This is a genomic window from Brevibacillus centrosporus, from assembly GCF_046622605.1.
GTDB classification, from domain to species: domain Bacteria; phylum Bacillota; class Bacilli; order Brevibacillales; family Brevibacillaceae; genus Brevibacillus; species Brevibacillus centrosporus.
In genome coordinates, this window is the sequence record NZ_CP176856.1 from 5,089,293 (window position 1) to 5,115,889 (window position 26,597).

The window sequence follows — 26,597 nt, forward strand, 5'->3', positions numbered from 1 at the left end:
CGCTTTTGCCTCCTTCTAATCGTATCGAATCCGTGGATCTACCGCGCCATAGCATAAGTCGACTACGAGGTTCACGATGACGAAGATCGCAGCGACGAACAAAATGCTTCCTTGTATGGCTGGATAATCCCGAAACTGAATCGATTGGATGATGTAGCGGCCGATTCCGTTCATCGAAAATACCGTCTCTGTCAAAACAGCTCCACCCAACAGGTGTCCGAACTCCAGACCCACAATCGTGATGATGGGAATCAGCGCATTTTTCAAGGTGTGCTTGTAGATGATCAGCTTTTCCCTGACGCCTTTGGCACGTGCCGTTCGAATAAAGTCCTGATGAATGACCTCCAGAATACTGGAGCGAGTCAAACGCGCTAAAACGGCGGAGGAAGACAAGCCCAGCGCGATTGCCGGAAGGATGTAATGCTTGAACTGCGTGCTGCCGCCCGAGGGCAACCATTGCAGGTAATAGGAAAACACCAGAATCAGCATGATTCCTGACCAGAATACCGGCATCGATATCCCGAACAAAGAAACCATCATCGTCGCATTATCCCGCATGCTGTTCGGCCTGATCGCAGACATGATTCCTGCGAAAAGGCCGACGAGGACCATGACGACGACAGAAAGCATCGTCAGCATGATCGTGCTGGGAAAACGAGTCAATAGTTCTTCTGCTACAGGTCGATCCGAGCGCAGCGATTTGCCCATATCCCCTTGGAGCAGCCCCATCACGTAGCTTCCGTACTGTTCATACAAAGGGCGGTCGAGCCCCAGGCGTTCCTTTACGATCTGGATCTCTTCCGCTGTCGCATCCACCCCTGCAATCAAATTGGCTGGATCACCAGGCACCGAATGAATGATGATAAAACAGAGGATCGATACACCGATCAAGGTTGGAATCATTTGCAGCAGACGTTTTGCGATATAGCCCAGCAACTCGACGCCTCCTTTTCTCTCGATTCGGTCTTCTTACAGCAAGCCGTGCGTCAGACGTACAATTCCGGCTGACGGTGCAAATGGGAAGGCAGCTTCGCACGTACCTCCTGCACCCTTTCCAGATCGACGCGACAAGGGATCAGCCCTTCCGTTTCCACTCCGCGAGCCAGCACTACGCCCATCGGATCAACGACGAGACTTTGCCCGATATAATGCTCGTTTACCTGATTGCACGCGACGACATACGCCGTATTTTCCAATGCCCGCACAGTGACCAGGCTCTCCCAATGCCTTTCCTTGACTGGTCCCTTCACCCAACCCGAAGGAACGATCAGGATATCTGCGCCATGCAAGGCTTGATAGCGGGAAATTTCCGGAAAGCGCAGCTCGTAGCAGACCAAGAGGCCGAGTTTGCCAAAAGGCGTTTCCACTGGCTGAAACAAGGCGTCCCCCGGCTTGATTGAGGACGACTCCTTTGCTCCGAAGGCATCGTACAAATGCGTTTTCCGATACGTACTGACCACCTTCCCCGTCGAATCAGCCAGGACGACAGAGTTATACACCCTGTCATCCTCCGGGTCTTCTGATCGCTCTCTCATGCCAAAGACGATCCACACGCTGTACTTGTGCGCCAGCTCGCACATCGCGTTTACAAAAGGTCCGTCAATCGCCTCGGCGTCGTTTAGCTTCACCTCTCGCGGCGTACCCACGATGAAGTAGCTCATATACGCCTCGGGGAAGACCACCATATCTGCCCCGTATACCTCTTTCGCTTCTTTCAACGCCTTTTCTGCCTTCTCCAGATTGACCTGCTTGTCATCCGTCGAGCCCAGCTGGGCCATCACGATTTGAAAGGACATGAATGCTCACTCTCCTCTTATTTTTTCACCACTTTGCGCAAGTCCCAGATGTACGTAGGCTGAACCTCGACGCCCTCTACGTTTTTCCGTATGCCGACATACCCCACATCCTCGTGAAGGGAAATCCACGGCGCTTCTTCCTTGATCAGCTTGAGCGCTTCAGCGTACGATTTTTGGCGTTCCTCCGGCTTTGTCTGGGCCGAACCCGCTTTGATCCATTCATCGACCTTTGGATTGGCGTAATGCGAGTAGTTGGTGGCACTCGTGGACAACAGACCGTCGCTCAGCACGGAATCCGCATCTCCAGTCGAAGCAGCCGCACCGCGGACAAACAGTTCATATGTCGATGGATCCTTCAGCGTTTCCAGATAGGACCCCAACTCGAGAATCTTCAGCTCTGCGTCAAAGCCTACTTTTTGCAAGCTGTTTTGAACGAACTCGGCAGCCGGACGGTCCTGAATCACGTTTGCAGCCAGAATTAATCGGAGCTTGGTCCCTTCCTTGACGCCCGCTTCCTGCAGCAGCTGCTTGGCCTTCTCCACGTCATACGCATAGGCACCGACATCACTGTAGCCAAACGTTTGGGCAGCCACGGACGCTGTTGCCAGCTTCACTCGGCCTTCGTAGAGCTTGTTGACCAATGTCTCGCGGTCAATCGCGTAGTTCAGAGCCTGACGTACCTTTACCTGGTCAAAAGGAGCCACGGTCGTATTGATCCCGATGTACAGCACCCGGTTGGTCGGTCTGGATATGACCTGTACCTCGTCATTGGACTTCAGCCGCTCGAATTCCGAAGCGGGCACTTTCTCAATCACGTCAGCTTCGCCGGTTTCCAGCATAATGACGCGTGCCGCATTTTCCGGAACCGGTTTAAAGGTGACGGATTTCACTCCTGGCTTTCCGCCCCAATACTGCTGGTTTGCTTCCAGCACCACCTGGTTTCCTGGCGTCCACTCCTTGAAAGTGAACGGGCCGGTTCCTACCGGGTTTTTCGCGATTCCTTGTTCGTTTTCTTTGATCGATTTCGGACTGAGGATTCCGCTTGCTGTCACTGCCAAGTTATTTAAGAAAGGTCCTTGCGGGGTATTCAGCTGAAAGACGACCTCGTAATCACCATTGGTCGTGATTTTGTCGATGAATTGGCCGATCAGAACCCGCCGACTCAGCTTCTTGCTTTTATCCGCTAGTCGTTCGAAGTTCGTTTTTACCGCTTCGGCATTGAAAGGAGTCCCGTCCTGGAAGGTAACACCCTGTCTGAGCTTGAACGTCCAGGTTTTCCCGTCCTCTGACACCGTCCAGCTCTCAGCCAGGCGGGGCACGATCTCCATCTTGTCGTTGAAGGCCACTAACGTATCCAGAATTTGATAGTTAATCAGACTGGAAATCGTGTCGGTCGCATTATGCGGATCCAGACTCACCGGATCTCCCGTCAGCCCTACTACCAAATCCTTCGCTTCTACCTCCGCTCCGACTGAGGATGTTTCGCTCGTGCCGCAGGCGGATACCAATAGCGAGACAGCCAATACGAGAGGTGCAGCCCATTTTCCAAACCGCTTTTGTTTCATCTCCAGATCTCCCCCTTTTATCTTGAATGGCGCTTACGTCCGTGCTGTTCGTGAGGTAAAAAGATTGTCGTACCCTCGCTCTGTTCGCATCTGCACTTCCTTCTGCTGCTTTTCCAATGCCCGCTCGCCGTACTCTTTTGCCTTTTCGGGACCGACGACAAATACCCCATCGTCATCGGCAACGATCAAATCACCCGGATGAACGGCCACCCCGCAAATACTTACCGTCGTATTGACCTCTCCCTCAATTCCCAATGAACGGGTCGTGAGTGCACTTACCCCGAGCGAAAAGACCGGGAAGCCTAATTCCATAATCGGGCGGACATCTGTTACGCACCCTGCGATGATGGCTCCCGCCACTTTTTTGGTCATCGCGGCATACGTCATAAACTCCCCCCAGCATGCGCGCTTCTCGTCACCGGACATATCGATCACGAGGACATCTCCCGGCTCTACCAGATCCAGCGCATGCCGAATGGCTGTCGCATCCATATGCGGAATTCGCACCGTCACGGCATTGCCCACCAAATGGATAGGGCGAAACAGTGGAGTAAGTCCATTCAGAAATCCAAAATCGGTGAAATGTCCGATCGTCGATGGACTGACCGTTTCATAAAGATCGAGAACCTCTTTCGTTACCCCTTGTACTCTTGGTTTTACCGTAAACAAGATAAGCTCCCCCTTTCGTTTGCTAGAATCGAGGAATGCAACTAACATGCCAGCGGCCTAAATATTCAGAAAATATTATTTACTCTCTTATAAGTGCGACAGATCCGTTCCATATTTGATACAAACGTACTAAAATAGGTACAATTAGACATTTGCAAATGCCATATCTCCTACCAGGAGGGAACAGCATGACAACCAAGATCGCCATAGTGGGACAAGGAGACTTTATTAACCTCGCCAAGCGTGTCACTGCGAAGCTCGCCCACAAATTGAATGTTCATTTGCAGTTGTTGGAAATCAATCAGGCCGATACCCCAGGCTTAGTGCCTTCCATCCTGTCTTTGATCGAAAAGATCGACACTGACATCATCATCACCGGCCGCTTTATCGAAGCCCTGCTCGTAGGCAAAACCAGCATCCCGATCATTCACCTGCATTTGACGCCCTCCGATATCCTGGCTGCCGTCAACCAAGCCATTCCTTATTCGCACCGGATCGCGATCGCGATGGCAGAGCTTGCGGATTTGCGCTATGACTTCTCTACCCTGCAGGATCTTTTGAATATCAAGCTGGAATATATCAACTACACCACTCCGCCAGAGCTGCAGCTCAAAATAAGGGATTTTTCCGAAAAAGAAGGCTCCGTGATTGGCACAGGACTGGCTGTCCGATACGCCAAACAATACGGCATGCACGGAACGCTGATCTACACCGAGAACAGCATAGTCGAGTCCATCGAGCGCGCTTTGGAAATCATCCATTTCAAACGGGAAGAGGAAAAACGCAATCAAGCCTTCCTGGCCATCATCAATTCCGTACGTGACGGGATCATCGCAACGGATAGTCGCGACGAGATCACGATCGTCAATGACTCCGCCCGCCAGCTCCTCCAGCTCCCTGCTGAAAATCTAGTAGGCAAGGATTTAACCGACGCTGTCTCTCCCCTTTCCCTGCAGGAGCTTGCCTCTGAGGAAGAATTTCAGGACAAGATCATCAAATTCAAGCAAACCCGGCTGAATACGACGAAAAGCGGTATCTATCAAAAGGAAGTCAAAATCGGCAACGTCCTCACCTTTCAAGACATGACACACATCCAAAATATCGAGCAAAAGTACCGGCTCGAGAATGAAGCCAAGGGCCAGGTAGCCAGAGCGCATTTTGCCGATATCATCAGTGCCACACCTATCATGAGACAAACCCTGGAGCGCGCAAAAAGGTTCTCGTTGAGCGACTCTACGATCCTGATCATCGGAGAAACCGGAACAGGAAAGGAGCTGCTTGCCCAGAGCATTCACAACCACAGCGACCGAAAACCACAGCCCTTCGTCGCCATCAATTGTGCGGCCCTGCCAGAGACCCTCTTGGAAAGTCAGCTGTTTGGCTACGAGGATGGAGCATTCACGGGTGCTTCTAAAAACGGGAAAAAGGGACTTTTTGAGATCGCGCATAATGGGACTGTATTCCTCGATGAAATCAACTCGATTTCCTTGCATTTTCAAGCCCGGCTGCTGCGCGTTCTGCAGGAAAAGGAAGTGGTCCGTGTCGGTGGGTACAAGGTCATCCCGATTAACATCCGGGTCGTCGCTGCTACCAATGAGGACCTGCTCCCTCTCGTAAAAGCTGGGAAATTTCGGGCGGATCTCTACTATCGGCTGAACGTTTTGAAGCTCCGAATTCCCCCGCTGCGCGATCGATTGGACGATATCCCGCTTTTGACCAAGCAGTTTTTGCGCTATCAAAACATGGAGCTCTATCATCACATCGAGCCCTGCATCGAGAAGTTGTGTGCAGAGCTGCAGAAGTATACCTATCCGGGGAACATTCGCGAGCTTTACAATATTTTGGAGCGCTTCTCTATCCTGTGCGAGCCACAGAAGGTACAGGATTATGAGACCTGTCGAGAGATCATCTGTGAGTGCATGGAGGACCGCTCTACAGATCTTGGGGGGAGCGACCAGAAGCTGGAGTTTGACCTGCACGAAAGCTATCGGGAGAGCTTGATCGCGGCGGAACGCGTCATCATGACCAAGTACATCGATAAATATTATGGGGATAAGACCATGCTCGCTTCCAAGCTGGGGATGGGGCGAACTACTTTTTATCGGAAGCTGAAGGAGCTGGGGATCTCGTATTAATCTCCAGAACGGATACTCTGTTTTATGAAGCTGTGGTGGAGTGGCGGAAAAGGGAGAAAACGCTCCGTTAGTAGGGACACTTGCATGGGGGTCATCCCTGTTCGGCTCCATTCCAAAAACGGAACTCGCGTCCAAAGTGGTCGTTTCAGAGAGGCATGTTCAGAAGTGGACGCTAAAAGCAGGTTCCGTTTTTTCCATTCCGCCTGGGCTGTGTCCCTAATGCCCTCGCTGTTTTCTCCCTTTTCCTGAGCTAGCCTTTACTATTTCTACGTGCTTTCCTATTTTCATTACTAGAAAAAATGGAGAACCGCTTTCATCGTTAGAAGCCTTTATAGCTTTTGATTCTCGGTATTACAGTACCATAACCCACACCACAGTCGGCCGATATGATCTCACCGTCATGTGGTTGAACTTTCTGGAAGCAGCATATCTTTTTGGTTCACTGCTTTGAAACGGTCGCGGACAATCAAAAAGCAGGAGGCCCTCTATACTGAGGCGACCTCCTGCTTGGCTTCCAGTCTTCTTTTCAATTCCTCTACGGATTGCGGGATTCCCGCTCCCAGCTCGTTTTTCAAGTACGCGGGCAATAGCTCCCATACTTCGGCGACCAAGGGAATTCCGAGATTCAGGCTTTCCAGCAGCTCTTTTTGGGACAAGACCTCCTGCGGCTCTCCCGCAAAAACGAGCCTGCCCCCATCCATCACACAAATCCATTCCGCCCATTCAAAAGCGATATCCATATCGTGCGTAGCCATCAACACCGTCGTACCACTTCTGTGGATCTGATCCAGCTCGCGCAAGAGGTTTTTCGTTTGATAGCGGTCGAGATAGGCTGTCGGTTCATCGAGCAGCAGCAGCTCCGGCTCCAGGACCATCACTCCCGCCAAAGCGAGTCGGCGTTTTTGCCCCAGACTCAAGTGATGAATGGGAACATCGGCAAGCTCGGTCAATCCGAATGACTCGAGCACCCCCGCGACCTTTTCCCGAATCACCTCAAGGGGCAGCTTCCGATTAAACAAGCCGTAGGAAATGTCCTCTGTGACGGTGCTCGCAATCAGCTGATGCTCTGGGTCTTGAAAAACCAGCCCTACCTTTTGCGTCATTTCCTGCAAAAAGGACCGTTTGTACACAAACGGAGTGCCCTTCCAGAATAGTTGCCCTTGCTGGGGCTGAAGAATGCCGTTTGCGTGCAGAAACAACGTGGATTTCCCACAGCCGTTTCGTCCGAGCAGCGCGCATTTTTTCCCGGCCGGAATCCCAAAGCTCACCCCGTTCAGCACCGGCTTCTGGCCACCTGGATAGGTGTATTGCAGATTGGAAAACTCCAATAACCAAGATGTCAAAACCGCCAACCTCCCGTCAGACACTCTAGCAGCACCAATGCGATGCACCCGAGAATAGACTCCCATTCGTAGCGCGGCGAGCGTGTGTGTATGCGCAGGCTTTGTACGTGGAAGCTGTCAGAATAGCCTCTCGCTACCATTCCCATGGACAGAGACTGGTATTTTCTCATCGCCCTCACAAAAAGCTGAGTAGCCACCATCCCGACATCACGCAGCAGCGCCCGAAATCCTCTGTGCCCACCACGGGACCGCTGCGCTACCCACAGCTGAAAGGAAGCGTCCAGCAGGGCAAAAATAAACCGATACATGATCATCAGCAGATCCGTAACCAGCTCCGGCATACCGATTCGGCGGAAGACCTGCAAAATTTCCGCGAAAGGAACCGTGAAAAGCAAAAACGAAAAACAGGCGAGACTGCCCAAAACCCGATAGAACAGCTCCAAAGCCCGACTGACAGACGCTTGCCCCACATAGATTGCATAGGAGCCAACCTCCCACGATAGCACGGCGTCTGCCGGTGGAGCCCCTGTCCTGTTTTGCGTCAGATCGAACAGGATGGCAGGCAGACCCGCGATAAAAAAAGAGAGCGGAAGGATCAGAAACAGGAGATGGGCCTTCACGGGGATGCGGGCATAACCGATGACCCACACGCCCATCCACAGAAAGACCAGTAGCTGAACCAGTGCATGTCCCGTCAATACAAGGAGAAGCAGCACGCCCCCGAACAGGAGCTTATGCTCAGGCGATAGATCCCTCAGCCTGTTTTGGTAGGACAAGGTATCAAGCTGCTGCCAGTTCATTTCTTTCCTTTTTCTGTGCGCCCTTTAAAGACACCGACTGCATAGCCAACGACCCCCGCCCCCAATGCAGCTTGTACCGCGAACAAAAGGCTCTCCGTTTCTCCTCCAGGCGGTTCAATAAACGGCTGGAACCACGGCTCATAGTTTGGAGCGATTTCCTTGATCGCCTCTTCGGCTGCTCCGTCCGCTCCCCCAAACTCGGAATCTTTAATGAACAGAAGCGGCAGCACCGCCAATACCACTACTCCGAGGAGCAGCAACCAGTTCATCCCTTTTTTCACAGTGATTCCTCCCGTTTCAATAAGCGTAATTGCACGAGCTCTTTTGCGTTGTACGCTTGCAGCCAGTTCCATACAAGCACGGTAAGCAAGCCTTCACTAATCGCAAGCGGCACCTGAGTCACAGCAAAAATGCCTGCGAACTTGGCAAACGAAGCGAGTACACCGCCCGATTCAGCAGGAAACGCCAGTGCAAGCTGAATCGAAGTCACTACATAGGTAGACAAATCAGCCAAAGCCGCCGCTGCAAATACGGCAAGACGCTGCTTGCCGCTGCGTGCGATCAGCCGATAGATTCCGTAGGCCACCATCGGTCCCACAACCGCCATCGAGACTGCATTTGCTCCCAGTGTCGTCAAGCCACCATGAGCCAGCAGCAAAGCTTGGAACAGCAAAACCATACTGCCCAGCACAGTCATTGCCAAAGGTCCGAACAAGATGGCGCCAAGCCCTGTTCCTGTCGGATGAGAGCTGCTTCCCGTCACCGACGGGATTTTCAGTGCGGACAGCACAAACGCAAACGCTCCGGATACCCCCAGCAAAAGCTTCATCTGTGGATGCTCTTTTACAATTCGATTGATCGAACGCAAACCGAAAATGAAAAACGGCAGGAATACGACCCACCAGAATAAGGCCCAAGACAGTGGCAAATACCCCTCCATAATGTGCATCGCGTGTCCGGTCTGCGGTTCATTGAACATGAAGTAAAGAATAAATCCAGCAATCAGCAAGCAGCTTGAAACCAACCTGGAACGTTTCATGATGACACTTCCCTCCTTTTTCCAATCCTTTTTTGGCAAAAAAAAACTCATCCCCAAAGTGGACGAGATCCGCGTACACAAAACAATAGACTGACCTGGCAGTCCTATTGCCTCGTATTCACCTCTCCTTTCCGCGAAGGTTTCTGGGTGTGGCTGTAAGGTAGGTCTCCTGGCTTCCAGATCCTTGCTCTCTTCGTCCTTCCCCATCATTCTATGAGTGGATTCTAATCGAAGAGAACTCCTTGGTTACAGTGGCGGGACCGCTCGGGACTTTCACCCGATTCCCTGTTACCCCGTATGTGTGTTTGCACATACAGGCACCTCATGCCGACAATATGAAATTCCATTCCTGGACATGACCAAGATGTCCACCAACATTATACTGCAAGTGACTGAAAAAGAGAACTATTGGCAATGGATTCGATCACCTGGCTAAAGCCCTCGCACCCACAGAGTCGACTCCTGCCATATTGTACGACTACTGGTTAGGTATCTGAACAAAAAAAACGGCGCCCCCTATGAGAGGACCACCGATTGCCTTGTAAAAGAAAGACATTTATTTAGCATCTACCCCGACCACTTCACTGATATGCGTAAATCCATCTCGCGCCATCAGCTTCAGCAGCTGCTTATTGATTTGCTTGGCGATGCCAGGCCCTTGATAAATCATCCCGGTATACACCTGCACGAGGCTTGCGCCGGCGCGAATCTTGTTGTAGGCATCTTCCCCGTTGTAAATGCCGCCAACGCCAATGATCGGTACTTTGTCTCCGATTTCCTGATAGATCTGCTTCACCCAGGCCGTAGAACGCTCGGTCAACGGTCTTCCACTCAAGCCGCCTGCTTCCTCCGCATTCGGATGGTTGATAACCGCTTCACGAGACAGCGTCGTATTCGTCGCGATGATGCCGGAAATCCCCTCTTCGACCGCGGCATTTACGACGTCGTGCATTTGCTCATCCGACATATCGGGCGCCACTTTCAACAGCACCGGCTTTTTCTTTACGCCTCTCGCTTCCAGCTCCGCCGCCTTTTCCCGAACGGCACGCACGAGCACACGCAAGCTTTCCGTTTCCTGCAGGTCGCGCAGATTCGGTGTATTCGGCGAGCTGATGTTGATGACGAAGTAATGGCCGTACGCGTAGAGCATGTCCATGCATTTGCTGTAGTCACTCGCAGCTTCTTCATTCGGTGTGACCTTATTCTTCCCTATGTTAATGCCGATCGGAACATCTGAGTAAGCGAAGTCGACCAAATGCTGAGAGGCATGGTAGGCACCATGATTGTTAAAGCCCATTCGGTTGATGACAGCCTGATGCTCCGGCAGACGGAACAGCCTCGGTCTTGGATTGCCCGGCTGTCCCTGCGGGGTAATGGTTCCTACCTCCACAAAGCCGAAGCCAAGTGCTCCGAGAGCGTGATAGACTTCTGCATTTTTGTCAAAGCCTGCTGCCAGACCAACAGGGTTGGGAAATTTCAGTCCCCACAGATTGGTTTCCAGTCGTTTGTCTCGCAGCTGATAGATCATTTTCAAGAGCGCTTTACCTGGAGCGGATTCCTCTGCCAGCTTCAGGGCGTGAATCGTCTTTTCATGAATTTCTTCAGGGTCCTGCTGAAACAGATACTGGCGTATAAGCTGATACATCGTTGTAGCACTCCTCGCTCCGTTTTTTCCTCATAGTAGAATACCACATTTTCATAGGGGGGGTAACCTTTATCCGTGATACATATTTCCAAGTGGGCAGGCAAATCCTAGCAGTACCCCCATTATGGAGGTGTAGAAGAAACGATATGAGAGTCGATGGGAAAATCGGAATCAACCAGGCGATCATGACGATGATGCTGACGATTGGAATCACCAACCACGTCACTGTCATTCCGCTTATGCTCAGCGCTGCCAAACGTGATTCGTGGCTGAGTGTCCTGCTCGCCTCCATTCCCTTTGCTGCGTGGGCATGCATCCTCGCCTTCATAAACACACGTCTTCACCAGCACTCCTTGCATCATTGGCTTAGACGTACGAGTGGAAAGTTCGTCAGCTACCTCATTCTCATTCCCCTATTGATTTGTCTTTACGGGATGGCACTCGTACATCTTATCGATACGCAAACGTGGACAACGGTTAATTATTTGCCACGGACTCCAGAGTGGTTTACCGCTCTCGTCTTAATGGGCATCTGTATCCTCGCTGCCTTTGGAGGAATCGCGCCGCTAGGCATTACTGCATCCATCCTGCTGCCTTTCGTGGCAATGCTGGGCTTTTTCGTTGCTTTCGGCAACGTGGCAAAAAAAGATTACACTTTGCTGCTGCCTGTCTTTCAAGACGGCTTTATCCCGATTCTGCATGGGATGCTCTATGCGGGTGGAGGATTCTCTGAGCTAATCCTTCTTCTTTTGCTGCAGCACCACGTGAGGAATCCGCTGCGACTCGGCCATTACGTCACGATGATCACCATCGTCATTATCCTTACGCTGAGCCCACTTACCGGAGCCATCGCTGAGTTTGGTCCAATCGAATCATCACGGCAGCGCTTCCCTGCCTTTGAACAATGGCGTCTGCTCTCGATTGGCAAAGACATCGAGAACATGGAATTTTTTGCGATTTTTCAGTGGCTGTCGGGCTCCTTCGTCCGCATTTCACTCTGCCTGATGCTGCTGACAGAGATTTTGGAGGTACATACACCTAAAGCTCGAGCCATCGTGCTGGTCCTATTAGGAATCAGCATGATTATCTTTACCAGCCTCCCCTTTAGCGACATGCAATTCGTTACTTTTTTAACCAAAGTGTACTACCCTCTCTTCTTTCTCATCACTGTACTTATTACACTCGTAATCGCTGGCATTGCCTTGTGGAATCGCAAAAGAGAGGGGAATGCTGACCATGACGCGTGAGGAACACCTGGAGAGACTGTTTTCTCACTGTGGCGATGTCATAATTACTCGCTTCATAACCGCAGAAAATCAACCCATGCTCCTCGTGTACTGCCAGGGACTTGTCGATCTTCATCACATGCAGGAGGTTGTCATTCCGCAGCTCGACAGCCGCTTGTCGGAAGGTGATCTGCGCGCGCTCCCCATTTCTTTTCTCAGCAGTGATGTGGATATATGGGTAGATCGTTTATTTGCCGGGGTTCTGCTGCTTTTTCTAGGTGAATTGCCTCCTTTTGCCTGGGATATCTCCAGCCGTCCCCAACGCTCGACCGAAGACGCAAATACAGAGGTGTCTATCAAAGGACCACGCGATGGCTTTATCGAGGACCTTTCCTCAAACATCGCACTCATCCGAAAACGACTGCGGACACTCTCTCTTGCCTGTGAGTTTTTGACGCTCGGCACTCGTTCCCGATCGGAAGTGGCACTCCTCTACATGAGGGACGGAACTCCACCGGACATCGTAGAGACAATCCGCGACCGCCTGATTAGCTCCAGTTCGAAAAAAGTCATTAACAGTGCCATTTTGGAACAAAAGCTCAGCGATCAGGCCTACTCCCTCTTTCCTCTTGTCGACTACTCCGGCCGCCCTGATTTTGTAGTCTTCATGTTGATGGAGGGGAAAGCCGTGGTCTTGGTCGATGGGTCACCCGTTGCCATCATTGCCCCTGTTACTTTGCTTGAACTCATCAAGTCGCCTGAGGATGATCAATATCCGGTCGGGTATGTATGGCTAGAACGCATCCTGCGCCTCGGCGGCATTTGGATCTCTGTTTTTCTGCCCGGCTTTTGGATTGCCTTGTCCGCTTACAACATCGAGGAGTTTCCTTTTCAGCTGCTGGCGACGATTACCCAAGGGCGAAAAGGTCTGCCTTTTTCAGCGCCGATGGAATTGCTGGGCGTACTGTTCATCTTTGAGTTTTTACGGGAAGCCGGAGCCAGACTACCGAAGACTGTCGGACAGACTTTGGCTCTCGTTGGGGCCTTGATTATCGGGGATGCGTCGATCCGAGCCGGCTTTACGTCGCCCTCGATGCTCTTCATCGGGTCGCTTACGGTCGTCGCCTCCTTTACATTGATCAACCAATCGTTGAGCGGCGCTGTGACCGTAGCCCGTTTTTTTGTCTTTTTGCTATCCGCAGTCGTTGGCACATACGGGTTTGTCGTCAGCATAATCATGATCATTTACTATCTTTCCACGCTGACCTCTATCGGCAGGCCCTACTTGCTCCTGAAGTCTTCCAACTTTCTGTCTACCCTGTTTCTCGTTTTGTTCCGACCGCTCATCAGCATCTTTCAGCGAAGCTCCAAAAAAGGAAGGGATGTCAATTGAGAAGCAAATGGATCACCAGCGTCCTTCTCACCTGCTTGCTCACCCTACTTAGCGGCTGCTGGGATCAGAAGTCCATTCAAGATATGATTTACCTGTCAGCCTTTGGGATCGATTTCGTCGACAACGAATACGTCATCTACGCCCAATCATCCGATCTGGCCAGTGTCGCCAAGCAAGAGGGGGCAGCGACGGGAGTCTCTCCTCCTGCCGTAGTCTCGATCGGCCGAGGGGAAACGCTGCAAAACGCACTGGACAACCTGCAAAAGAACTCCCAGGTGCCGATGTTTGCAGGCTTCATTTCCTCTATTATCTATCACGAGCGGCTGTTGAAAAGAAACATCCTGCCTTCCTATGATATTTTGAATCGATACGGTCTGGTGCGCTATACGAAATGGGTATTTGGGACGCGGGAGCCTCTCCAGGATGTCCTCAGCAACCATGCCTTGACAGGCTTTTCTCCTTTGATTTCCCTGCTGCACCAGCCCGAGGAGGTCTATAAGCAACGCTCTTTTATAGAGCCCATCCAATACTTCAAATTTATCGAGCGCTTCTGGAACCCTAGCAGTACGATCGCCTTGCCGAACATTACGATATACGAGCGATCCTGGAAGGAAAATAACAAGTTTGTTTCCCGGCTCTCGGTAGACGGGATCCATGCCATTCATCGCGGGAAATGGGAGGGCTTCTTCCCCAATACGGATTTGCTCGGTCTGCGCTGGATGAATCCGCACACAGAATTTGCCGGTGTCATCATACGGGATAAAGGGAAACCTAAAGCAACGCTCCGGATTAAAAATGTGCGACTCGATGTTCACCCTGTTCAGAAAGGCGTCAAGCCTACTTTTCATGTCCATATCTACATGAAAGCTTTTGTACGGGAAGTAATGGGGGAAATCTCTAACGAGGAAATCAAGCGCGTAGCAGAAAAAGAGGTAATAGAACAGGTAAGAGGCACGTTTTTAAAAGGGATTGAACGCGGGGCAGACTTATTTAACTTTGAAGAAGCTCTATACAAAAAGGATGTGGAAGCGTGGAAGCAGTTTGCCAAAAATCACGAAAACAAACTATCAGCAGAAGCCCTCGACGGAGTAACGGTTCACTTGTACCTGAGTGACTCAGGCAAGTTGAAGCAAAATTGGTTTTACCCGGATGATCTTCTGCCCAAATGACCAGTCACGTAAAAACAGCCCGCCCTCGTTCTTCAAGGGCAGGCTGTTGGCTTATATGACTTAGATTGGCAGCTTAGTTTTTCACGAGCAGTACTTCTTCAACAGAAGCATACGGCAGGTTATGAGCGTCCGCTACTGCTTTGTAGCTTACTTTTCCGTCGATGACGTTTACGCCCTTTGCCAGTGCTTTGTTGTCGCGGATCGCTTGCGCGTAGCCTTTGTTTGCCAGTTGAACCGCATAAGGTACGGTTACGTTGGTCAGAGCCAGTGTGGAAGTGCGAGCAACCGCACCTGGCATGTTTGCTACTGCGTAGTGAATCACGCCGTGTTTTTCATACGTTGGGTTGTCATGAGTCGTGATGCGGTCGATCGTTTCGATGGAACCACCTTGGTCGATCGCTACGTCTACGATTACGGAGCCTGGAGTCATGTCTTTTACCATCTCTTCGGTTACGAGACGAGGAGCACGAGCACCAGGGATCAGAACCGCCCCTACCAAAAGGTCAGCTTTTTTCACAGCGTTTGCGATGTTGAAGGAGTTAGAGATCAGTGTTTGCACGCGGCCTTGGAACAGGTCGTCGAGTTGACGCAGGCGATCAGCGTTTACGTCGAGGATCGTCACGTTTGCACCCAGTCCGAGCGCCATTTTCGCTGCATTCGTACCTACGATACCGCCGCCGATTACTACTACTTCGCCTTTTGGAACGCCAGGTACGCCACCGAGCAATACGCCTTTACCGCCGTATTGTTTTTCGAGGAATTGCGCACCGATTTGTACGGACATGCGGCCTGCTACTTCAGACATTGGCATCAGAAGCGGCAATGCACCATTGTCGAGCTGAATGGTTTCGTAAGCGATCGCAATCACTTTTTTCTCCATCAGCGCACGAGTCAGCTCAGGCTCTGGAGCCAGGTGCAGATACGTGAACAGGATTTGGCCTTCGCGGAAATGACCGTACTCAGATGGTAGTGGCTCTTTTACTTTCATGACCATCTCGGCAGCCCAAACTTCTGCAGCCGTGTCAACGATTTTGGCGCCTTGTGCCGCATAGTCTTCATTTGTGAAGCCGCTGCCCAGACCTGCGTTGTTTTCTACGAGTACGCTGTGTCCGTTTTGTACAAGCGCTGCTACACCAGCTGGGGTGATGGCTACGCGATTTTCGTTGTTTTTAATTTCCTTCGCAATTCCGACGATCATGATAGGTAGTCCTCCTTGGAAACGCCGATTTGGTGAGATTGGTATCATTGTACAGCGTTTTTTGCGTCCATTTCCTTGGGGATTCCTTTAATCTTGTCGTCCTCTTGTTTGTGAAAATTCACAAACGAACTACCGTTCGCTATTTAACTTCTCCATTTTCAGCTCCAGATAGAGCGCAGCACGCTGATTCATGTTCTCCAGATCCACTCGGATGATCTCTTCGATCCGGCGAAGTCGATAGCTCAATGTGTTGATATGCACATGCAGGCGCTGCGCCGTCACATTGACTTTGCCTGCTGCGTCCAAAAACGTCTCCAGTGTCTCCAGCATGGCCGTCTGGTTGTCCCTGTCGTACAGCTTGAGCTGCTCGATACGCTCGTTGCGGTAGCCCTGCTCCTCTTCCCACTGCTTTACCTGCAGCAGGTAGCGATAGATTCCGAGCTCGTGATACCCGTGAATGCTGTCCGTCTCACGCGGAAAAAGCTTTTTCACCTTTACCGCATGCAGGGCTTCCCGATAGCTTTTCACGATGTCCGTGTACGCCGTGTACGAAAGACCATATCCAGCCGTGACCTGTCCCTCGCTGACGTGCGCCTCCAGCTTTTCCAGCGAGTCGGATAAAAATTGCCTCACTTTGCGGATCAGCACGTCGCTCTGATCCTTTTTGGCGCCAGCCTCCGTGAGACCGATCAGCAGGATGATTTGTGAACCGTCAACGACCCAGTACAGCTTGTCGCGCATCATCAGCGGGTACAAATACTGATCGAGCCTCGACGCACCCGCTGCCTCGACCACACAAATCAGGTAAGAAGCAGGCAGCTGCATCTGCAAGCTGTCTGCTTTTTGCCTGATCGCGACTTCACTCGTATGATTGCCAAGCAGAAGCTCCCACAAAAACTCTTTTCTCCGCTGTTCCTCCGCTTTGCGCTTCCCCTGCCGCTGCATCAGCCTCGACACAGCCGCGCGAGCAGCCTGACGCAGGATTTCATCGTCACCTTCTGTAATCGGCCGGTTCACTTCCTGCGCCCAAATGTAGCCCAGTACATCACTACTGCGGCGGATTGCGATGGCCACCCGCTTTCCCAGACCGATTTCATCCTTTGCCGGTACATGTACCGGATCGTCCTGCGTCAGCAGCGCCTGGAAAACACCGTCTTTCCAAAGACGCGTCAGTACTTTCTCCGGAACCCTGCGCCCCATGATCGTCGACCAGCGCGCCTGATCCGTGCTTTCTCCATGCGAGCTGTACGCAATGAGTTTGTGATCAGCGTCCTCGATCGTTATCGGATTTTGCAGCAGCTCTCCAATCACATCGGCTAATTCATCGATATCAGCGTTCTGATACTGTTGAAAATAATTCGGTTGAAGAGACAAGAATTCCACCTCAGATACGATAGATAATAGCAAGGGGCGTACGAGCCTCTCATGACGTGCGCATCGAATTCACACAGAGAAAGCGAACGATCTCCCGAGTGCGATTGAACCAATTGTGGGGGGTAGAAGAATCCATGTGAATGCTGTCTCCCGGGTACAGATCGTGCTCCTCTTCCCCTAGCAGCAAGGTGAGTACCCCTTCGAGAACGTACACGAACTCCTGACCTTTGTGCACAAATGGGGTCCCCTTCTCATCATGAGGCTTGAGTGTGACCAGAATCGGCTCCATCGCAGGATTTTCGAGATCGCCGGACAGATCCTCGTAAATAAAAGGAGAGGGGTGGTTGTGGACAGACGTATGGCCTCCCCTTCTCAGCTTGGTTTTCGATTGGGCAGGTGCATCCGCGAAAAAATAGCTCGGACTGACATCCAGCGCTTCTGAAATTTTCTTTAGTGATTCCAGCGTGATCGAGGATTTCCCCCGCTCCACCTGTGACAAAAAGCTTATGGAGAGTTCTGTTTTTTCAGATATTTGCTTGAGTGTTTTCCTTTTGCCGACACGTAAAGACTTGATGAGCTTTCCCATGTTTGTATCCATTTACGTTACCTCGTAATAGGCAGGATATCTCTATCATACCTTTTGCCAGTCAAAGGTGCAAAGGATTCGCCCGTCCCAGCAACGGAATTGGCAGAACGCCGCATCTCTGTTTTTGCGGTTGCTACAATCCTTGTTACACTTTATAATTTTCCTAAACAGCGCTCTTCGGGAGACTTTTTTTATCTCATGTAATTGAAGTGACACTTCAATTTTGACACCCGCTGTCTCTGCGCTCGCTTGTTATCTGGTATGGACTTGACCATTGCTTGGGAGGCGCAGCACGTCTTTCTGTCGAATAGTCCTGCGAGGGCATATGTGGGCTTTTTAGGATGGATTGGAATCAACAGGGGAAATTCCCCTTATGAAAGAGAGGAAGGATCACATGCTGGTTTTGACCCGGGAAGATATTTCACGCATCTATACTATGAAAGATTGTCTGCAAGACGTGGAAAAGGTATTTCGTGATCATATAGAAGGACGTGTGGTAACCCCTGTCCGCACAGCCATCGATCACCCCAAATACGGCGCAACCAGCCTGTACATGCCCTCTTACCTGGAGGCGGACGATTATGTCGCAGTGAAGGTCATCAGCATTTTTCCTGAGAACCATGTCCATGGAATCAAGGCTCTCCAAAGCGTCATTCTCCTGTCGGAGGCGAAAACCGGACAGCATGTGGCGATGATGGACGCCAGCCTGCTTACGGTAATGAGAACGGGTGCCAGCAGTGGTGTAGCGACCAAATACCTCGCCAAAGAGGATGCCACAAGCTGTGCCGTCCTTGGGTGCGGCGCACAAGCTCTGGGACAGGTCCAAGCTGTCATGGATGTGCGCGCGTTAACGGAAATTCTTCTGTACAATCGCACAAAGGGGAAAGCGGAAGAATTGAAGGAGACGCTCCTCGCCCACGATCCGAATTGGAACGGAACGATCAAGATCGTGGAGGATGCAAACGAAGCCGTCGCACAAGCAGATATCATCATCTGCAGCACGAAAGCGACAGCTCCCCTCTTTGACGGTGACAACCTCCGGCCAGGCGCGCACATCAACGCGATCGGTGCCTTCCTGCCGCATATGCAGGAGGTCGATCTGACCACACTGACCCGAAGCAGCAAAGTCGTCGTGGATACCGAGGAAGGCTGCCTACACGAAGCAGGTGATCTGCTCATCCCTGTCAGCAGAGGGGAATGGAGCTTTGATCAGCTTCACGCCGAGCTGGGGGAGATCGTTGCCGGCAAAAAGGCTGGACGCGATCATGCGGATGAGATCACGTTGTACAAATCAGTCGGTATTGCCTATCTCGATACAGCCGTTGCGAAATCGGTATACGAACGAGCATTGGCTGCCGGCGTCGGAGTCAGTATCAACCTCTAGCTCCGAACAGAGCAATAAGACCGCCTGTCCCCTGGAGGATGGGCGGTCATTCTCTTTCATCATTGCAGGATCCGTGTGATCGCGTCTAAAATCTGTTCTTTCTGGAATGGCTTCACGACAAAATCTCTCGCGCCCTTTTTCATGGCTTCGAGCACTTTTTGACGGTGACCGAGCGCAGAACAAATCAGCACTTTGGCATTTCCATCGTAATCCAGAATCTCTTCCATCGCGTCGATCCCGTGCATTTCCGGCATCGTAATATCCATCGTCACAATGTCCGGCTTCAGGAGCTTGTATTTTTCGATTGCCTCCAAGCCGTTGCAGGCTTCCCCGCAGATCTCGTGCTTGGCACCTACCATATCGGTCAGCATACGTCTCGTAAAGGCAGCATCGTCTACAATCAGTACTCGGGCCATGATGTCCCAATCCCCTCGCTTCACTAACTCACGTCTACTTTATAATTTTGCAGAATTAGAAGCGGTTGTCCACGAGAGATAATGACTTCTTTTGTCGAATTCACCTTGTAATTGTCGAACACATAAAAAAATCTCAAAATTAAGTTGTTCAATCCCCTTTTTTCTCGAACTAAGGAGATACAAAACCGATGGGGCGGTCGTTTTCTCCTGCACTTCCGCTTTCGGTATGTCCAGTCGATTCGTTTCCAGCAAGCGGGCTTTCCGGTTTGGGATGCGGAGTCGTTTCGCCAATCTCTGGAAGTTCCACCTGTCTTACTTCATCCGGTATTTCCGTTTGCGGCATTTCCACCAGATCGTTTTCCATGTTCATGTTAACTCCCTTCCTTTCCCTGCCTAGGTTGGTATTCCCCTTTATCATTGTCCCGCCTGCCCTTTTCCATTCTCCCACGCTGCATGATTCCACTTCACTCTTTTTCCCAGAAGGATTTTCCCCGATATAAAGAGAAGATTGTTTATTTGCCATTTACACACAGAATTACTTTTGCCATGATCTGGAGGCGCTTCTCATGCCCAAAATACAGCCATTCCCTGCCTTGTTTGCTGGCTTGGTCATCGGGATGCTTTTGCTCATTACGAGCCAGTTTTTGATCAGTATGAATCATCTGCGCGTTCTCAACGAGCGTGGCTACTCAGCAGAAAAGCTGCGGGTCGCTTTGCTTCTCGAAGGTCCTACCTATGATCAAGGATGGAACAGCAGCGCACTGGAGAGCATGACGGAGCTTCAGAAAAAGTTCGGCTTCACTCTGGAAGTTGCCAATAATCTCAAGCCTGAGCAAATCAAGTCAGCTGCCATCAAATTTGCATCCAACGACTACCAGTTCGTTCTCGGGCATGGCGTCATTTTTTCCGAGCCATTCAATCAAGTCGCACGATCCTACCCGAAAACGCACTTTGTTTCCTTTAATGGAGATGCACCCAATCGGAATCAAACAACGATTCGCTACGATATGAAGCCTGCCGGTTACATGGTTGGATTCTTGGCAGCCAAGATGTCCAAGACAGGCAAGGTCGGCTACATCATGGTGGACAAGACGCCTGAATACGCGCAAGTCCAGGGGTTTCGCGAAGGCGTGAAAAAGGTCTCTGCGAACAGTTCGGTCTTCGTAGGGAAGGTTCCTGACTTCAACGATTCTCCTAGTGCAATCAAGATGACGCAGAAAATGATTGCCCAGGGCGTCGATGTGATTTACACAACGGGAGACAGCTTCAACCTCGATGTCATCACGGAAGCACAGCGCGCCAAGGTCTACACGATCGGCTATATTGCCGACCAGCGTTATATCGCCCCGGATTACGTACTCATCGCAATGATGCAGGATGTGCGCCAATGCTATCGTATGATCATGGAGGCTGCTATGCAAAACAAGCTGCCTAGGGGAACTGTGATGTACGGCTTGGGAGAGGGCGTCAATCAATTCAGTCCGTTTGGGCCAATGGTTCCACAAAAGATTCGTGAAGAATTCAATCGGGAGCTGGAGAAGTTTCTTCAGCGCCCGGTTTCGTATGGAGGTTAACCCTTATGTCTGTATTTTCCAATCTGGGCTTCCAGAAGAAAATGATGCTCAGCTACCTCGTCATGATGCTTTTGATCGGCTGTGTAACCAGTCTGTTCAGCTATCAAATGACAAAGGTCACTTCAGACGAGATGTATTTAACCCAGCATCTCCTGCCGCAAACGAGCGCCCTGCTGGAAGTCAAAAACCAGATCTACACAAAGACCTTCGCGCTGAAAACCTATACACTCACGCGGGATCAATCCTATCTGGACAGCTACTACACGCATCTCATTGACACCTCCCGCTTTGCCGCCGTGCCGCAGACGAAGGAAACTGTCGAGTTCTTTTCCGTTATCGATTCGATTTCGAAGCTGGATTTTCTGTTCTTAAACAAAATCAATCCACTTCTGAAAGCCGACAATGTCCCTGCTGTCAGCTACGTTCTTTCCAACGAAGTCCAGCCATTGCTCGACAAGCTCGAGCGGGACCTTTCTTTTTCCTTAAATCAGCTGGAATACACGACTAACAAAGAGTTCCAACGCACAAATGAAAGCATCCGCGTCTCCCTCATCCTGACCTATTCCGTATCTGTCGCTTCGATGCTGTTTGGTCTGTTCTGCACCTTCTACTTTCGAAACCAGCTTCTGCGTCCTATCCAGTCCTTGATGCAGCAGGTGCGCGAAGTATCCAGAGGGACGTTCGGGCAACAGATCATTTACAAGCATCAGGACGAATTTTTCGAGCTAGCTGAGGAATTCAATAAAATGTCCAGCAATATCGCCACCTTGTTTGCCCAAGACCAGGCGCAAAGACAGGTATTGATCGAGGAGCGAAATCTGCGGGAGCAAATCCTCAATTCGCTCCCTGTCGGTATCATTACCCGCCCCATATCCGCTGACATTCACGTGAACCTGCTTGCACGGGAACTGGTCAAGCTGGATGAAACCGGGCTCCCGCTCACCAAGGATGCAAAGGCTGTGTGGGAAAATGATTCGCATACGCCTTGGTTTGTAAACCGGAAAATGACGTTGCTGAAAAAAGACGGTACCCCCTTCACAGCCCTCGTTTCCTATATTCCTTTGCACAATCATCTGCAGGATACGGAGACCGGCTGGATGGTCGCTCTTTTGGACATCACCGAGCAGGAGCAGGTCCAGGAGTATCTCAATCAATCGGAAAAGCTGGCGATGGTCGGACAGCTGGCAGCCGGTGCAGCCCACGAGATTCGCAATCCTTTGACGGTCATCTACGGCTTTATCCAGCTATTGCAGCAGCAGCTGTCCAAGGAGGAGAAAGAAAGGTATTACTTGCCTCTCATCTTGCAGGAAATTGAGAGGGTCAACCAGATTGTCACTGAGCTGTTGATGCTCTCCAAGCCTTCTCTGCCGAATTATCGTGAGGTCAGGATTGCGGAGGTCTTCCACTCCATCTTGCCGCTGATGAACGCGGAGGCGATCCTGCACGGCATTGAAATCGTCTGCGTCTGCGATCCAGAAACAAGGCTACACGTCGATGTCGAGCAGCTGAAGCAGATCTTCCTCAATCTGATGAAAAACAGCATCGAAGCCATGAAAGAAGGCGGCATTCTCACAGTAGAAGGCCGCCTGGACGAAAAATATGTGCATATCCACGTTCGAGATACCGGTGATGGCATTTCTCCGGAATACCTCGTCCGCATTTTTGACCCGTTCTTTTCCTTGAAGGAGGACGGAACTGGACTCGGTCTGCCGATCTCTCGCCGCATGGTTGAAAACCATGGAGGCGAGATGCAGGTAAACAGCAAGCTTGGTGCAGGCACGGAAATCATCGTTTCCTTGCCGCGCACGCCTTCTTTCTCTTAATGCTTCTCTTGCAGCCGTGACGGTTCTACGCGCCGCTTTCCCTGTTCATCCAGCCAGGCAAACATGCGGCGCGTATACGACTCGAGAACCGCTCCTTGAAACAAGTGGCTGGCCCCTTCCTCCAGCCACATTTCATACGGCTTCCCCACTTCCTCTAGGGCATGGGCTAGCCTGTGCGCATGCTCGACTCCTACGTTTTCGTCGTCTTCCCCATGAATAATCAAAACCGGACATGCAATCTCCGAGATGCGGTACAGCGGCGTGCGGTCCCGATAAGCTTCCTCCTGCTTACGTGGATGTCCCACTGTGCGGCGGAGCATGCGGCGCAGGTCTACTCGCTCTTCATAGGTTAAAAAGAGATCACTGACCCCGCCCCACACAACGCAGGAGAGCATCTCCTTACATTCCATTGCAGCCATCAGAGCCATGATGCCACCGCGCGAAAAGCCGTATACGCTAATGCGCGCAGGGTCTACGCCCGGCATCTCGCGCAAAAGCTCGTAGGCAGCAAACACATCGTGACGATCTGCCCCACCGAATTCATCGCGTCCCTCCCCGCCTTCATTGCCACGATAATGAGGAGCGAGCACGACATAGCCAAACTGTGCCATTTGACTGATTCTCTCCGGTCTGACCTTTCCGACGCCCCGTATTCCGCCACGGCAGTAAAGCAGAGCGGGCAGAGCAGGGCCAGTCTCTGCATACGTTTCTGGCACGGCCAATGCCGCCTTGACGAGCAGCCCCTCGCTGTAATAGCTTACGGTGTAGAGTCGAACGCCTTCGACAACTGACTTGTCCTGTGTCATTTTCATCTGATTTCTCCTCCCTCGCCCGCGATGCTGTTTATCCATTGCTCCATCGCCTGCGAAAGCCATTTCCTTTTGTGATAGACCAGTTGAATGAAAAAGGGCTGCCTGCCCGTTTGAAACGGAACAGCCACAACTCCCCCTTCCCTGATCTCCTTTTCCACGGCCATCCGCGGCAGAAGGGCTACCCCAAGACCGCATTGCACACACTGCTTGATCGCTTCCGGATTGCTGAACTGACAGGCGATGCGATAGCTTACTCCAACGTCCTGCAGCAAAGACAGCAGCATACCCCGATATGTACAGCCTTCTTCGGTCACGATCAAAGACATGTCCTGCAAGTCTTGCACAGTGAGCGCTGAACGAGTAGCCAGCAAATGATCGGGCGGCATGATCATCACCAGCTCCTCCTGGCGTATTACTTTTACCACCAGCTCGTCGTCTGAACAGAGCCGATCGTAGATAAAGCCTATATCCACGAGCCCTTCCTTGATTTGCTGTAAAATGGCAGCTTCACTCCCTGTCTGCAGGACGAGATCGACCGCAGGGATTGCTTGCCGAAAACGCTGCAGGTGAGGCGGTAGGAAAAAAGCCGCCAACGTATCAATGGTTCCGATGCGGACAGGTCCACTCAGCTGCCGACTCACGACCTCCTTAGATTCCCCATACAGACGAATCAATTCTTGCGCGTATGGCAGCAAAACTTCTCCAGCCTGTGTCAACCTCAGCTTGCGGCCAAATCGCTCAAATAAAGGCGCTCCATAGGAGTGCTCCAGCTTTTGCATCTGTGCGGTCACGGTTGGCTGCGCATAGCCGAGCTCTTCCGCGGCCCGGGTAAAGCTGCCCCATCTGGCTATTTCGCGAAAGGTGTGCAGATAAACCAGCTCCATATGACAACCTCCCATAGAAATTAGTAATGATATGAATCAATTAGTATAGATAACTGTGATGATACATCCCATGCTACGCTAAACGCATCCCATTCACAAGGAGGAATCATTGATGTCACTCGTTCTGCAAAGTCCTGCTGCTCTGCCCCAGCAAGCCGCCCATCATTTTCTTTCCAAGCTGTCCGTGGAAACGGATGTCTCTGATGTGTGGAGCGACCTGCAAAATGGTGTCACCGACTTTCTGCTCGTCGATGTACGCAGTGAAAAAGCTTTTCTGGAAGCGCATATCCCAGGTGCTCTGTCACTTCCCCATCCGACCATCTGCGAAGCGTCCACTGCCGCGCTCGACCCCGATAAGCTCCTCGTTGTTTACTGCTGGAGCCCGGCCTGCAACGGCGCGACCAAAGGAGCAGCCAAGCTCGCCGCTCTTGGATTTCGGGTCAAGGAAATGATCGGGGGAATGGAATACTGGAGACGGGAGGGGAATCCGGTGGAGGGTACGTTGGGAGCCGAGGCCCCATCCATTGGGTAGGTGAAAAAGAAAAAGGACGGGATGTGGATCCCGTCCTTTCGCGTTCCGTTATAGCAAGGCTTAGTAGCCGCGTTTTGCGTTCTTTTTGTTGATCGTCGCAAGGTTCTCTTCGCTATGCTTCATCCATTTTTTGAGTTTGTCCTCGAAGGATGCTCCCGTATCGCGTTTTGCATTTCCTCCGCGGTCTCCCCCACGATATCCACCACCACGGCGCTCTTCACGTTCCGGACGCTCAGGCGCTGGGAGTGCGGCGCGAACCGAAAGCGAGATTTTGCCTGCATCATCAATGGAGAGAACTTTAACCTTTACTTGTGCTCCAACGGTAAAGTGATCATTGATATCCTTTACAAAACCGTTTGCTACTTGGGAAATGTGGACCAGCCCCTGCTCGGTTTCGCTGACTGCTACGAACATCCCAAACGGTTTAATCGCTGTCACTTTTCCCTCGATGATGCTTCCCACTTGTACTGCCATCCAGTTTGCACTCCTTTTATCATTTCCGAAAAATGGTGAGAACCTCAACCCGAAGCCTCATTCTCCTAGTATAACAGAGAAATTCAAATACTGAAAAGCCTATTCTTTCTGCGTTGCCCATAGGAGAGTGTGCCTCTTTGAGAGTCCTGACACCATATCTATTATGACATGGTTTTTCTGGAATACAAGTGAACAATAGTTACCACTAGCAGCATACTGGCTGATCCGGAAGCATCTAGCAAAACATCTCCGACCATCCCTGTTCGATCTGGGGTAAACGTTTGATGCCACTCGTCGAGGACTGCCACCAGAAGGCTCAGCAGAGCGCTCCAGGGCAAGGCAACCGCAAAGGAGAGACGGTAGCGCAGCACCCGGTAAAAAACGAGGGCAAGAACCGCGAAGACAGAGAAATGGGTGGCTTTGCGCAAGAAGAACTCGATAAATCCAGCCACTCCTTTTTCCTCGACGCTGATTTCCTTCCCTGCATAGTCCACCGACCAGTCTGCCATCTGCTCTGCCAAGCCATTCTTGTCCACCACTTTCGACAGTGTTCCACGGATGTCTTGTTTGTAGTAGGGCGTAGATGAGGATATGAAGAGCCCGATCAGGATCGCGGCCAACAGTGTAAAGTCAATGAGCTTCCTGTATCTGTGCACGGATGTCCCTCCCCGTTTCTTTTCTGGTCTCTCTATCTTACCTGAGTTTGGGCCATGTGGGGGCTATCTATCTGTACAAAGAAGGCTGCCATTTGTTCTGGCAG

The 26,597-nt window shown here is 51.4% G+C and carries 26 protein-coding genes and 1 riboswitch; of the genes, 8 read left to right on the forward strand and 18 right to left on the reverse strand.

Translation table 11 applies throughout. The annotated features are described in order from the left end of the window. Positions 1 to 15: 15 nt before the first annotated feature. From nikB to ACLIN2_RS25670, 4 genes are read right to left on the reverse strand one after another with little or no spacing between them, the layout of a single operon-like run. Complete coding sequence (gene nikB, locus ACLIN2_RS25655) at positions 16 to 936, reverse strand: nickel ABC transporter permease (RefSeq protein WP_411502523.1); 921 nt, start codon at positions 934 to 936, stop codon at positions 16 to 18. A 50-nt stretch (positions 937 to 986) separates the two neighbouring features. Next, positions 987 to 1,796 carry a carbon-nitrogen hydrolase family protein gene (locus ACLIN2_RS25660; protein ID WP_092273090.1) on the reverse strand — a complete coding sequence of 270 codons (810 nt, stop codon included), beginning with the start codon at positions 1,794 to 1,796 and terminating at the stop codon, positions 987 to 989. 17 nt (positions 1,797 to 1,813) lie between these two features. Next, complete coding sequence (locus tag ACLIN2_RS25665; protein WP_092273087.1) at positions 1,814 to 3,361, reverse strand: glutathione ABC transporter substrate-binding protein; 1,548 nt, start codon at positions 3,359 to 3,361, stop codon at positions 1,814 to 1,816. 33 nt (positions 3,362 to 3,394) lie between these two features. After that, entirely contained in the window at positions 3,395 to 4,030 is a 636-nt protein-coding gene (locus ACLIN2_RS25670; RefSeq protein ID WP_092273083.1) for an RraA family protein, read from the reverse strand. A 188-nt stretch (positions 4,031 to 4,218) separates the two neighbouring features. On the opposite strand from ACLIN2_RS25670, the gene ACLIN2_RS25675 reads away from it, so the two are divergent. Beyond that, positions 4,219 to 6,165: a sigma 54-interacting transcriptional regulator gene (locus tag ACLIN2_RS25675; RefSeq protein WP_411502524.1), complete on the forward strand. Its 1,947-nt coding sequence runs from the start codon at positions 4,219 to 4,221 to the stop codon at positions 6,163 to 6,165. 485 nt (positions 6,166 to 6,650) lie between these two features. Here the strand turns inward: ACLIN2_RS25675 and ACLIN2_RS25680 are convergent, their stop codons facing one another. The 5 genes from ACLIN2_RS25680 to ACLIN2_RS25700 all read right to left on the reverse strand — a co-directional run bounded on the left by ACLIN2_RS25680 (position 6,651) and on the right by ACLIN2_RS25700 (position 10,992). Next, on the reverse strand, positions 6,651 to 7,508 hold the full coding sequence (locus tag ACLIN2_RS25680; protein WP_411502525.1) for an energy-coupling factor ABC transporter ATP-binding protein: 858 nt from the start codon (positions 7,506 to 7,508) through the stop codon (positions 6,651 to 6,653). Beyond that, positions 7,505 to 8,308 carry a cobalt ECF transporter T component CbiQ gene (gene cbiQ / locus ACLIN2_RS25685; RefSeq protein ID WP_411502526.1) on the reverse strand — a complete coding sequence of 268 codons (804 nt, stop codon included), beginning with the start codon at positions 8,306 to 8,308 and terminating at the stop codon, positions 7,505 to 7,507. The genes ACLIN2_RS25680 and cbiQ overlap by 4 nt, the downstream gene beginning before the upstream one ends. Then, positions 8,305 to 8,589 carry an energy-coupling factor ABC transporter substrate-binding protein gene (locus ACLIN2_RS25690; protein ID WP_092273071.1) on the reverse strand — a complete coding sequence of 95 codons (285 nt, stop codon included), beginning with the start codon at positions 8,587 to 8,589 and terminating at the stop codon, positions 8,305 to 8,307. The genes cbiQ and ACLIN2_RS25690 overlap by 4 nt, the downstream gene beginning before the upstream one ends. Beyond that, positions 8,586 to 9,347, reverse strand: coding sequence for an energy-coupling factor ABC transporter permease (locus ACLIN2_RS25695; RefSeq protein WP_411502527.1), 762 nt, complete (start codon positions 9,345 to 9,347; stop codon positions 8,586 to 8,588). Before ACLIN2_RS25695 ends, ACLIN2_RS25690 begins: the two co-directional genes overlap by 4 nt. 141 nt (positions 9,348 to 9,488) lie before the next feature. Continuing rightward, positions 9,489 to 9,687, reverse strand: a riboswitch (cobalamin riboswitch). Between the two features lie 216 nt (positions 9,688 to 9,903). Continuing rightward, positions 9,904 to 10,992, reverse strand: a complete 1,089-nt coding sequence (locus ACLIN2_RS25700) for a quinone-dependent dihydroorotate dehydrogenase (RefSeq protein ID WP_411502528.1) — start codon at positions 10,990 to 10,992, stop codon at positions 9,904 to 9,906. Between the two features lie 146 nt (positions 10,993 to 11,138). Here ACLIN2_RS25700 and ACLIN2_RS25705 point away from each other — a divergent pair, with 146 nt between their 5' ends. The 3 genes from ACLIN2_RS25705 to ACLIN2_RS25715 are packed head-to-tail and all read left to right on the forward strand — an operon-like array spanning position 11,139 to position 14,780. Next, positions 11,139 to 12,239, forward strand: coding sequence for a GerAB/ArcD/ProY family transporter (locus ACLIN2_RS25705; protein ID WP_411502529.1), 1,101 nt, complete (start codon positions 11,139 to 11,141; stop codon positions 12,237 to 12,239). Then, the gene (locus ACLIN2_RS25710; RefSeq protein WP_400584864.1) at positions 12,229 to 13,611 is read left to right on the forward strand and encodes a spore germination protein; all 1,383 of its coding nucleotides are present in this window, start codon (positions 12,229 to 12,231) and stop codon (positions 13,609 to 13,611) included. The genes ACLIN2_RS25705 and ACLIN2_RS25710 overlap by 11 nt, the downstream gene beginning before the upstream one ends. Further along, positions 13,608 to 14,780, forward strand: coding sequence for a Ger(x)C family spore germination protein (locus ACLIN2_RS25715; RefSeq protein WP_411502530.1), 1,173 nt, complete (start codon positions 13,608 to 13,610; stop codon positions 14,778 to 14,780). The genes ACLIN2_RS25710 and ACLIN2_RS25715 overlap by 4 nt, the downstream gene beginning before the upstream one ends. A gap of 73 nt (positions 14,781 to 14,853) precedes the next feature. Here the strand turns inward: ACLIN2_RS25715 and ald are convergent, their stop codons facing one another. The 3 genes from ald to ACLIN2_RS25730 form a co-directional block, all read right to left on the reverse strand. Beyond that, positions 14,854 to 15,978 (reverse strand): alanine dehydrogenase, encoded by a 1,125-nt coding sequence (gene ald / locus ACLIN2_RS25720; protein ID WP_310230004.1) that lies wholly within the window; start codon positions 15,976 to 15,978, stop codon positions 14,854 to 14,856. A gap of 129 nt (positions 15,979 to 16,107) precedes the next feature. Beyond that, positions 16,108 to 17,352: a PucR family transcriptional regulator gene (locus tag ACLIN2_RS25725; RefSeq protein ID WP_411502531.1), complete on the reverse strand. Its 1,245-nt coding sequence runs from the start codon at positions 17,350 to 17,352 to the stop codon at positions 16,108 to 16,110. Positions 17,353 to 17,401: 49 nt separating this feature from the next. After that, positions 17,402 to 17,950, reverse strand: a complete 549-nt coding sequence (locus tag ACLIN2_RS25730) for a helix-turn-helix domain-containing protein (RefSeq protein WP_092273531.1) — start codon at positions 17,948 to 17,950, stop codon at positions 17,402 to 17,404. Between the two features lie 382 nt (positions 17,951 to 18,332). Between ACLIN2_RS25730 and ACLIN2_RS25735 the strand changes: the two genes are divergently transcribed. Next, on the forward strand, positions 18,333 to 19,322 hold the full coding sequence (locus ACLIN2_RS25735; protein ID WP_411504599.1) for an ornithine cyclodeaminase family protein: 990 nt from the start codon (positions 18,333 to 18,335) through the stop codon (positions 19,320 to 19,322). A 59-nt stretch (positions 19,323 to 19,381) separates the two neighbouring features. Here the strand turns inward: ACLIN2_RS25735 and ACLIN2_RS25740 are convergent, their stop codons facing one another. Continuing rightward, a complete protein-coding gene (locus ACLIN2_RS25740) occupies positions 19,382 to 19,738 on the reverse strand; it encodes a response regulator (protein WP_092273537.1) in 357 nt (118 codons plus the stop codon). A 169-nt stretch (positions 19,739 to 19,907) separates the two neighbouring features. Next, on the reverse strand, positions 19,908 to 20,108 hold the full coding sequence (locus ACLIN2_RS25745; protein WP_246071149.1) for a hypothetical protein: 201 nt from the start codon (positions 20,106 to 20,108) through the stop codon (positions 19,908 to 19,910). 196 nt (positions 20,109 to 20,304) lie between these two features. Between ACLIN2_RS25745 and ACLIN2_RS25750 the strand changes: the two genes are divergently transcribed. Together ACLIN2_RS25750 and ACLIN2_RS25755 are read left to right on the forward strand one after the other, a co-directional pair. Beyond that, positions 20,305 to 21,312 (forward strand): BMP family ABC transporter substrate-binding protein, encoded by a 1,008-nt coding sequence (locus ACLIN2_RS25750; protein ID WP_092273540.1) that lies wholly within the window; start codon positions 20,305 to 20,307, stop codon positions 21,310 to 21,312. Between the two features lie 5 nt (positions 21,313 to 21,317). Further along, positions 21,318 to 23,135, forward strand: coding sequence for a sensor histidine kinase (locus ACLIN2_RS25755; RefSeq protein WP_411502532.1), 1,818 nt, complete (start codon positions 21,318 to 21,320; stop codon positions 23,133 to 23,135). Here ACLIN2_RS25755 and ACLIN2_RS25760 read toward each other — a convergent pair. Together ACLIN2_RS25760 and ACLIN2_RS25765 are read right to left on the reverse strand one after the other, a co-directional pair. Beyond that, entirely contained in the window at positions 23,132 to 23,947 is an 816-nt protein-coding gene (locus ACLIN2_RS25760; RefSeq protein WP_092273546.1) for an alpha/beta hydrolase family protein, read from the reverse strand. The two genes, ACLIN2_RS25755 and ACLIN2_RS25760, sit on opposite strands and share 4 nt — an antisense overlap. Continuing rightward, complete coding sequence (locus tag ACLIN2_RS25765) at positions 23,944 to 24,831, reverse strand: LysR family transcriptional regulator (RefSeq protein WP_092273549.1); 888 nt, start codon at positions 24,829 to 24,831, stop codon at positions 23,944 to 23,946. The genes ACLIN2_RS25760 and ACLIN2_RS25765 overlap by 4 nt, the downstream gene beginning before the upstream one ends. 112 nt (positions 24,832 to 24,943) lie before the next feature. Here ACLIN2_RS25765 and ACLIN2_RS25770 point away from each other — a divergent pair, with 112 nt between their 5' ends. Then, positions 24,944 to 25,363, forward strand: a complete 420-nt coding sequence (locus tag ACLIN2_RS25770; RefSeq protein WP_411502533.1) for a rhodanese-like domain-containing protein — start codon at positions 24,944 to 24,946, stop codon at positions 25,361 to 25,363. A 60-nt stretch (positions 25,364 to 25,423) separates the two neighbouring features. Here ACLIN2_RS25770 and ACLIN2_RS25775 read toward each other — a convergent pair whose 3' ends face one another. After that, the gene (locus ACLIN2_RS25775) at positions 25,424 to 25,837 is read right to left on the reverse strand and encodes a S1 RNA-binding domain-containing protein (protein WP_092273556.1); all 414 of its coding nucleotides are present in this window, start codon (positions 25,835 to 25,837) and stop codon (positions 25,424 to 25,426) included. Positions 25,838 to 25,998: 161 nt separating this feature from the next. Next, positions 25,999 to 26,493 (reverse strand): VanZ family protein, encoded by a 495-nt coding sequence (locus tag ACLIN2_RS25780; protein WP_092273559.1) that lies wholly within the window; start codon positions 26,491 to 26,493, stop codon positions 25,999 to 26,001. Between the last annotated feature and the right edge of the window lie 104 nt (positions 26,494 to 26,597).

Bases quoted from the DNA above. Each gene is read 5' to 3' on its own strand.
- cbiQ (WP_411502526.1), bottom strand. From the start codon at position 8,308: ATGAACTGGCAGCAGCTTGATACCTTGTCCTACCAAAACAGGCTGAGG.
- ACLIN2_RS25775 (WP_092273556.1), bottom strand. From the start codon at position 25,837: ATGGCAGTACAAGTGGGAAGCATCATCGAGGGAAAAGTGACAGCGATT.
- ACLIN2_RS25695 (WP_411502527.1), bottom strand. From the start codon at position 9,347: ATGAAACGTTCCAGGTTGGTTTCAAGCTGCTTGCTGATTGCTGGATTT.
- ACLIN2_RS25700 (WP_411502528.1), bottom strand. From the start codon at position 10,992: ATGTATCAGCTTATACGCCAGTATCTGTTTCAGCAGGACCCTGAAGAA.
- ACLIN2_RS25740 (WP_092273537.1), bottom strand. From the start codon at position 19,738: ATGGCCCGAGTACTGATTGTAGACGATGCTGCCTTTACGAGACGTATG.
- ACLIN2_RS25750 (WP_092273540.1), top strand. From the start codon at position 20,305: ATGCCCAAAATACAGCCATTCCCTGCCTTGTTTGCTGGCTTGGTCATC.
- ACLIN2_RS25755 (WP_411502532.1), top strand. From the start codon at position 21,318: ATGTCTGTATTTTCCAATCTGGGCTTCCAGAAGAAAATGATGCTCAGC.
- ACLIN2_RS25665 (WP_092273087.1), bottom strand. From the start codon at position 3,361: ATGAAACAAAAGCGGTTTGGAAAATGGGCTGCACCTCTCGTATTGGCT.
- ald (WP_310230004.1), bottom strand. From the start codon at position 15,978: ATGATCGTCGGAATTGCGAAGGAAATTAAAAACAACGAAAATCGCGTA.
- ACLIN2_RS25710 (WP_400584864.1), top strand. From the start codon at position 12,229: ATGACGCGTGAGGAACACCTGGAGAGACTGTTTTCTCACTGTGGCGAT.
- ACLIN2_RS25730 (WP_092273531.1), bottom strand. From the start codon at position 17,950: ATGGATACAAACATGGGAAAGCTCATCAAGTCTTTACGTGTCGGCAAA.
- ACLIN2_RS25745 (WP_246071149.1), bottom strand. From the start codon at position 20,108: ATGAACATGGAAAACGATCTGGTGGAAATGCCGCAAACGGAAATACCG.
- ACLIN2_RS25765 (WP_092273549.1), bottom strand. From the start codon at position 24,831: ATGGAGCTGGTTTATCTGCACACCTTTCGCGAAATAGCCAGATGGGGC.
- ACLIN2_RS25705 (WP_411502529.1), top strand. From the start codon at position 11,139: ATGAGAGTCGATGGGAAAATCGGAATCAACCAGGCGATCATGACGATG.
- ACLIN2_RS25735 (WP_411504599.1), top strand. From the start codon at position 18,333: ATGCTGGTTTTGACCCGGGAAGATATTTCACGCATCTATACTATGAAA.
- ACLIN2_RS25770 (WP_411502533.1), top strand. From the start codon at position 24,944: ATGTCACTCGTTCTGCAAAGTCCTGCTGCTCTGCCCCAGCAAGCCGCC.
- ACLIN2_RS25675 (WP_411502524.1), top strand. From the start codon at position 4,219: ATGACAACCAAGATCGCCATAGTGGGACAAGGAGACTTTATTAACCTC.
- ACLIN2_RS25660 (WP_092273090.1), bottom strand. From the start codon at position 1,796: ATGTCCTTTCAAATCGTGATGGCCCAGCTGGGCTCGACGGATGACAAG.
- ACLIN2_RS25760 (WP_092273546.1), bottom strand. From the start codon at position 23,947: ATGAAAATGACACAGGACAAGTCAGTTGTCGAAGGCGTTCGACTCTAC.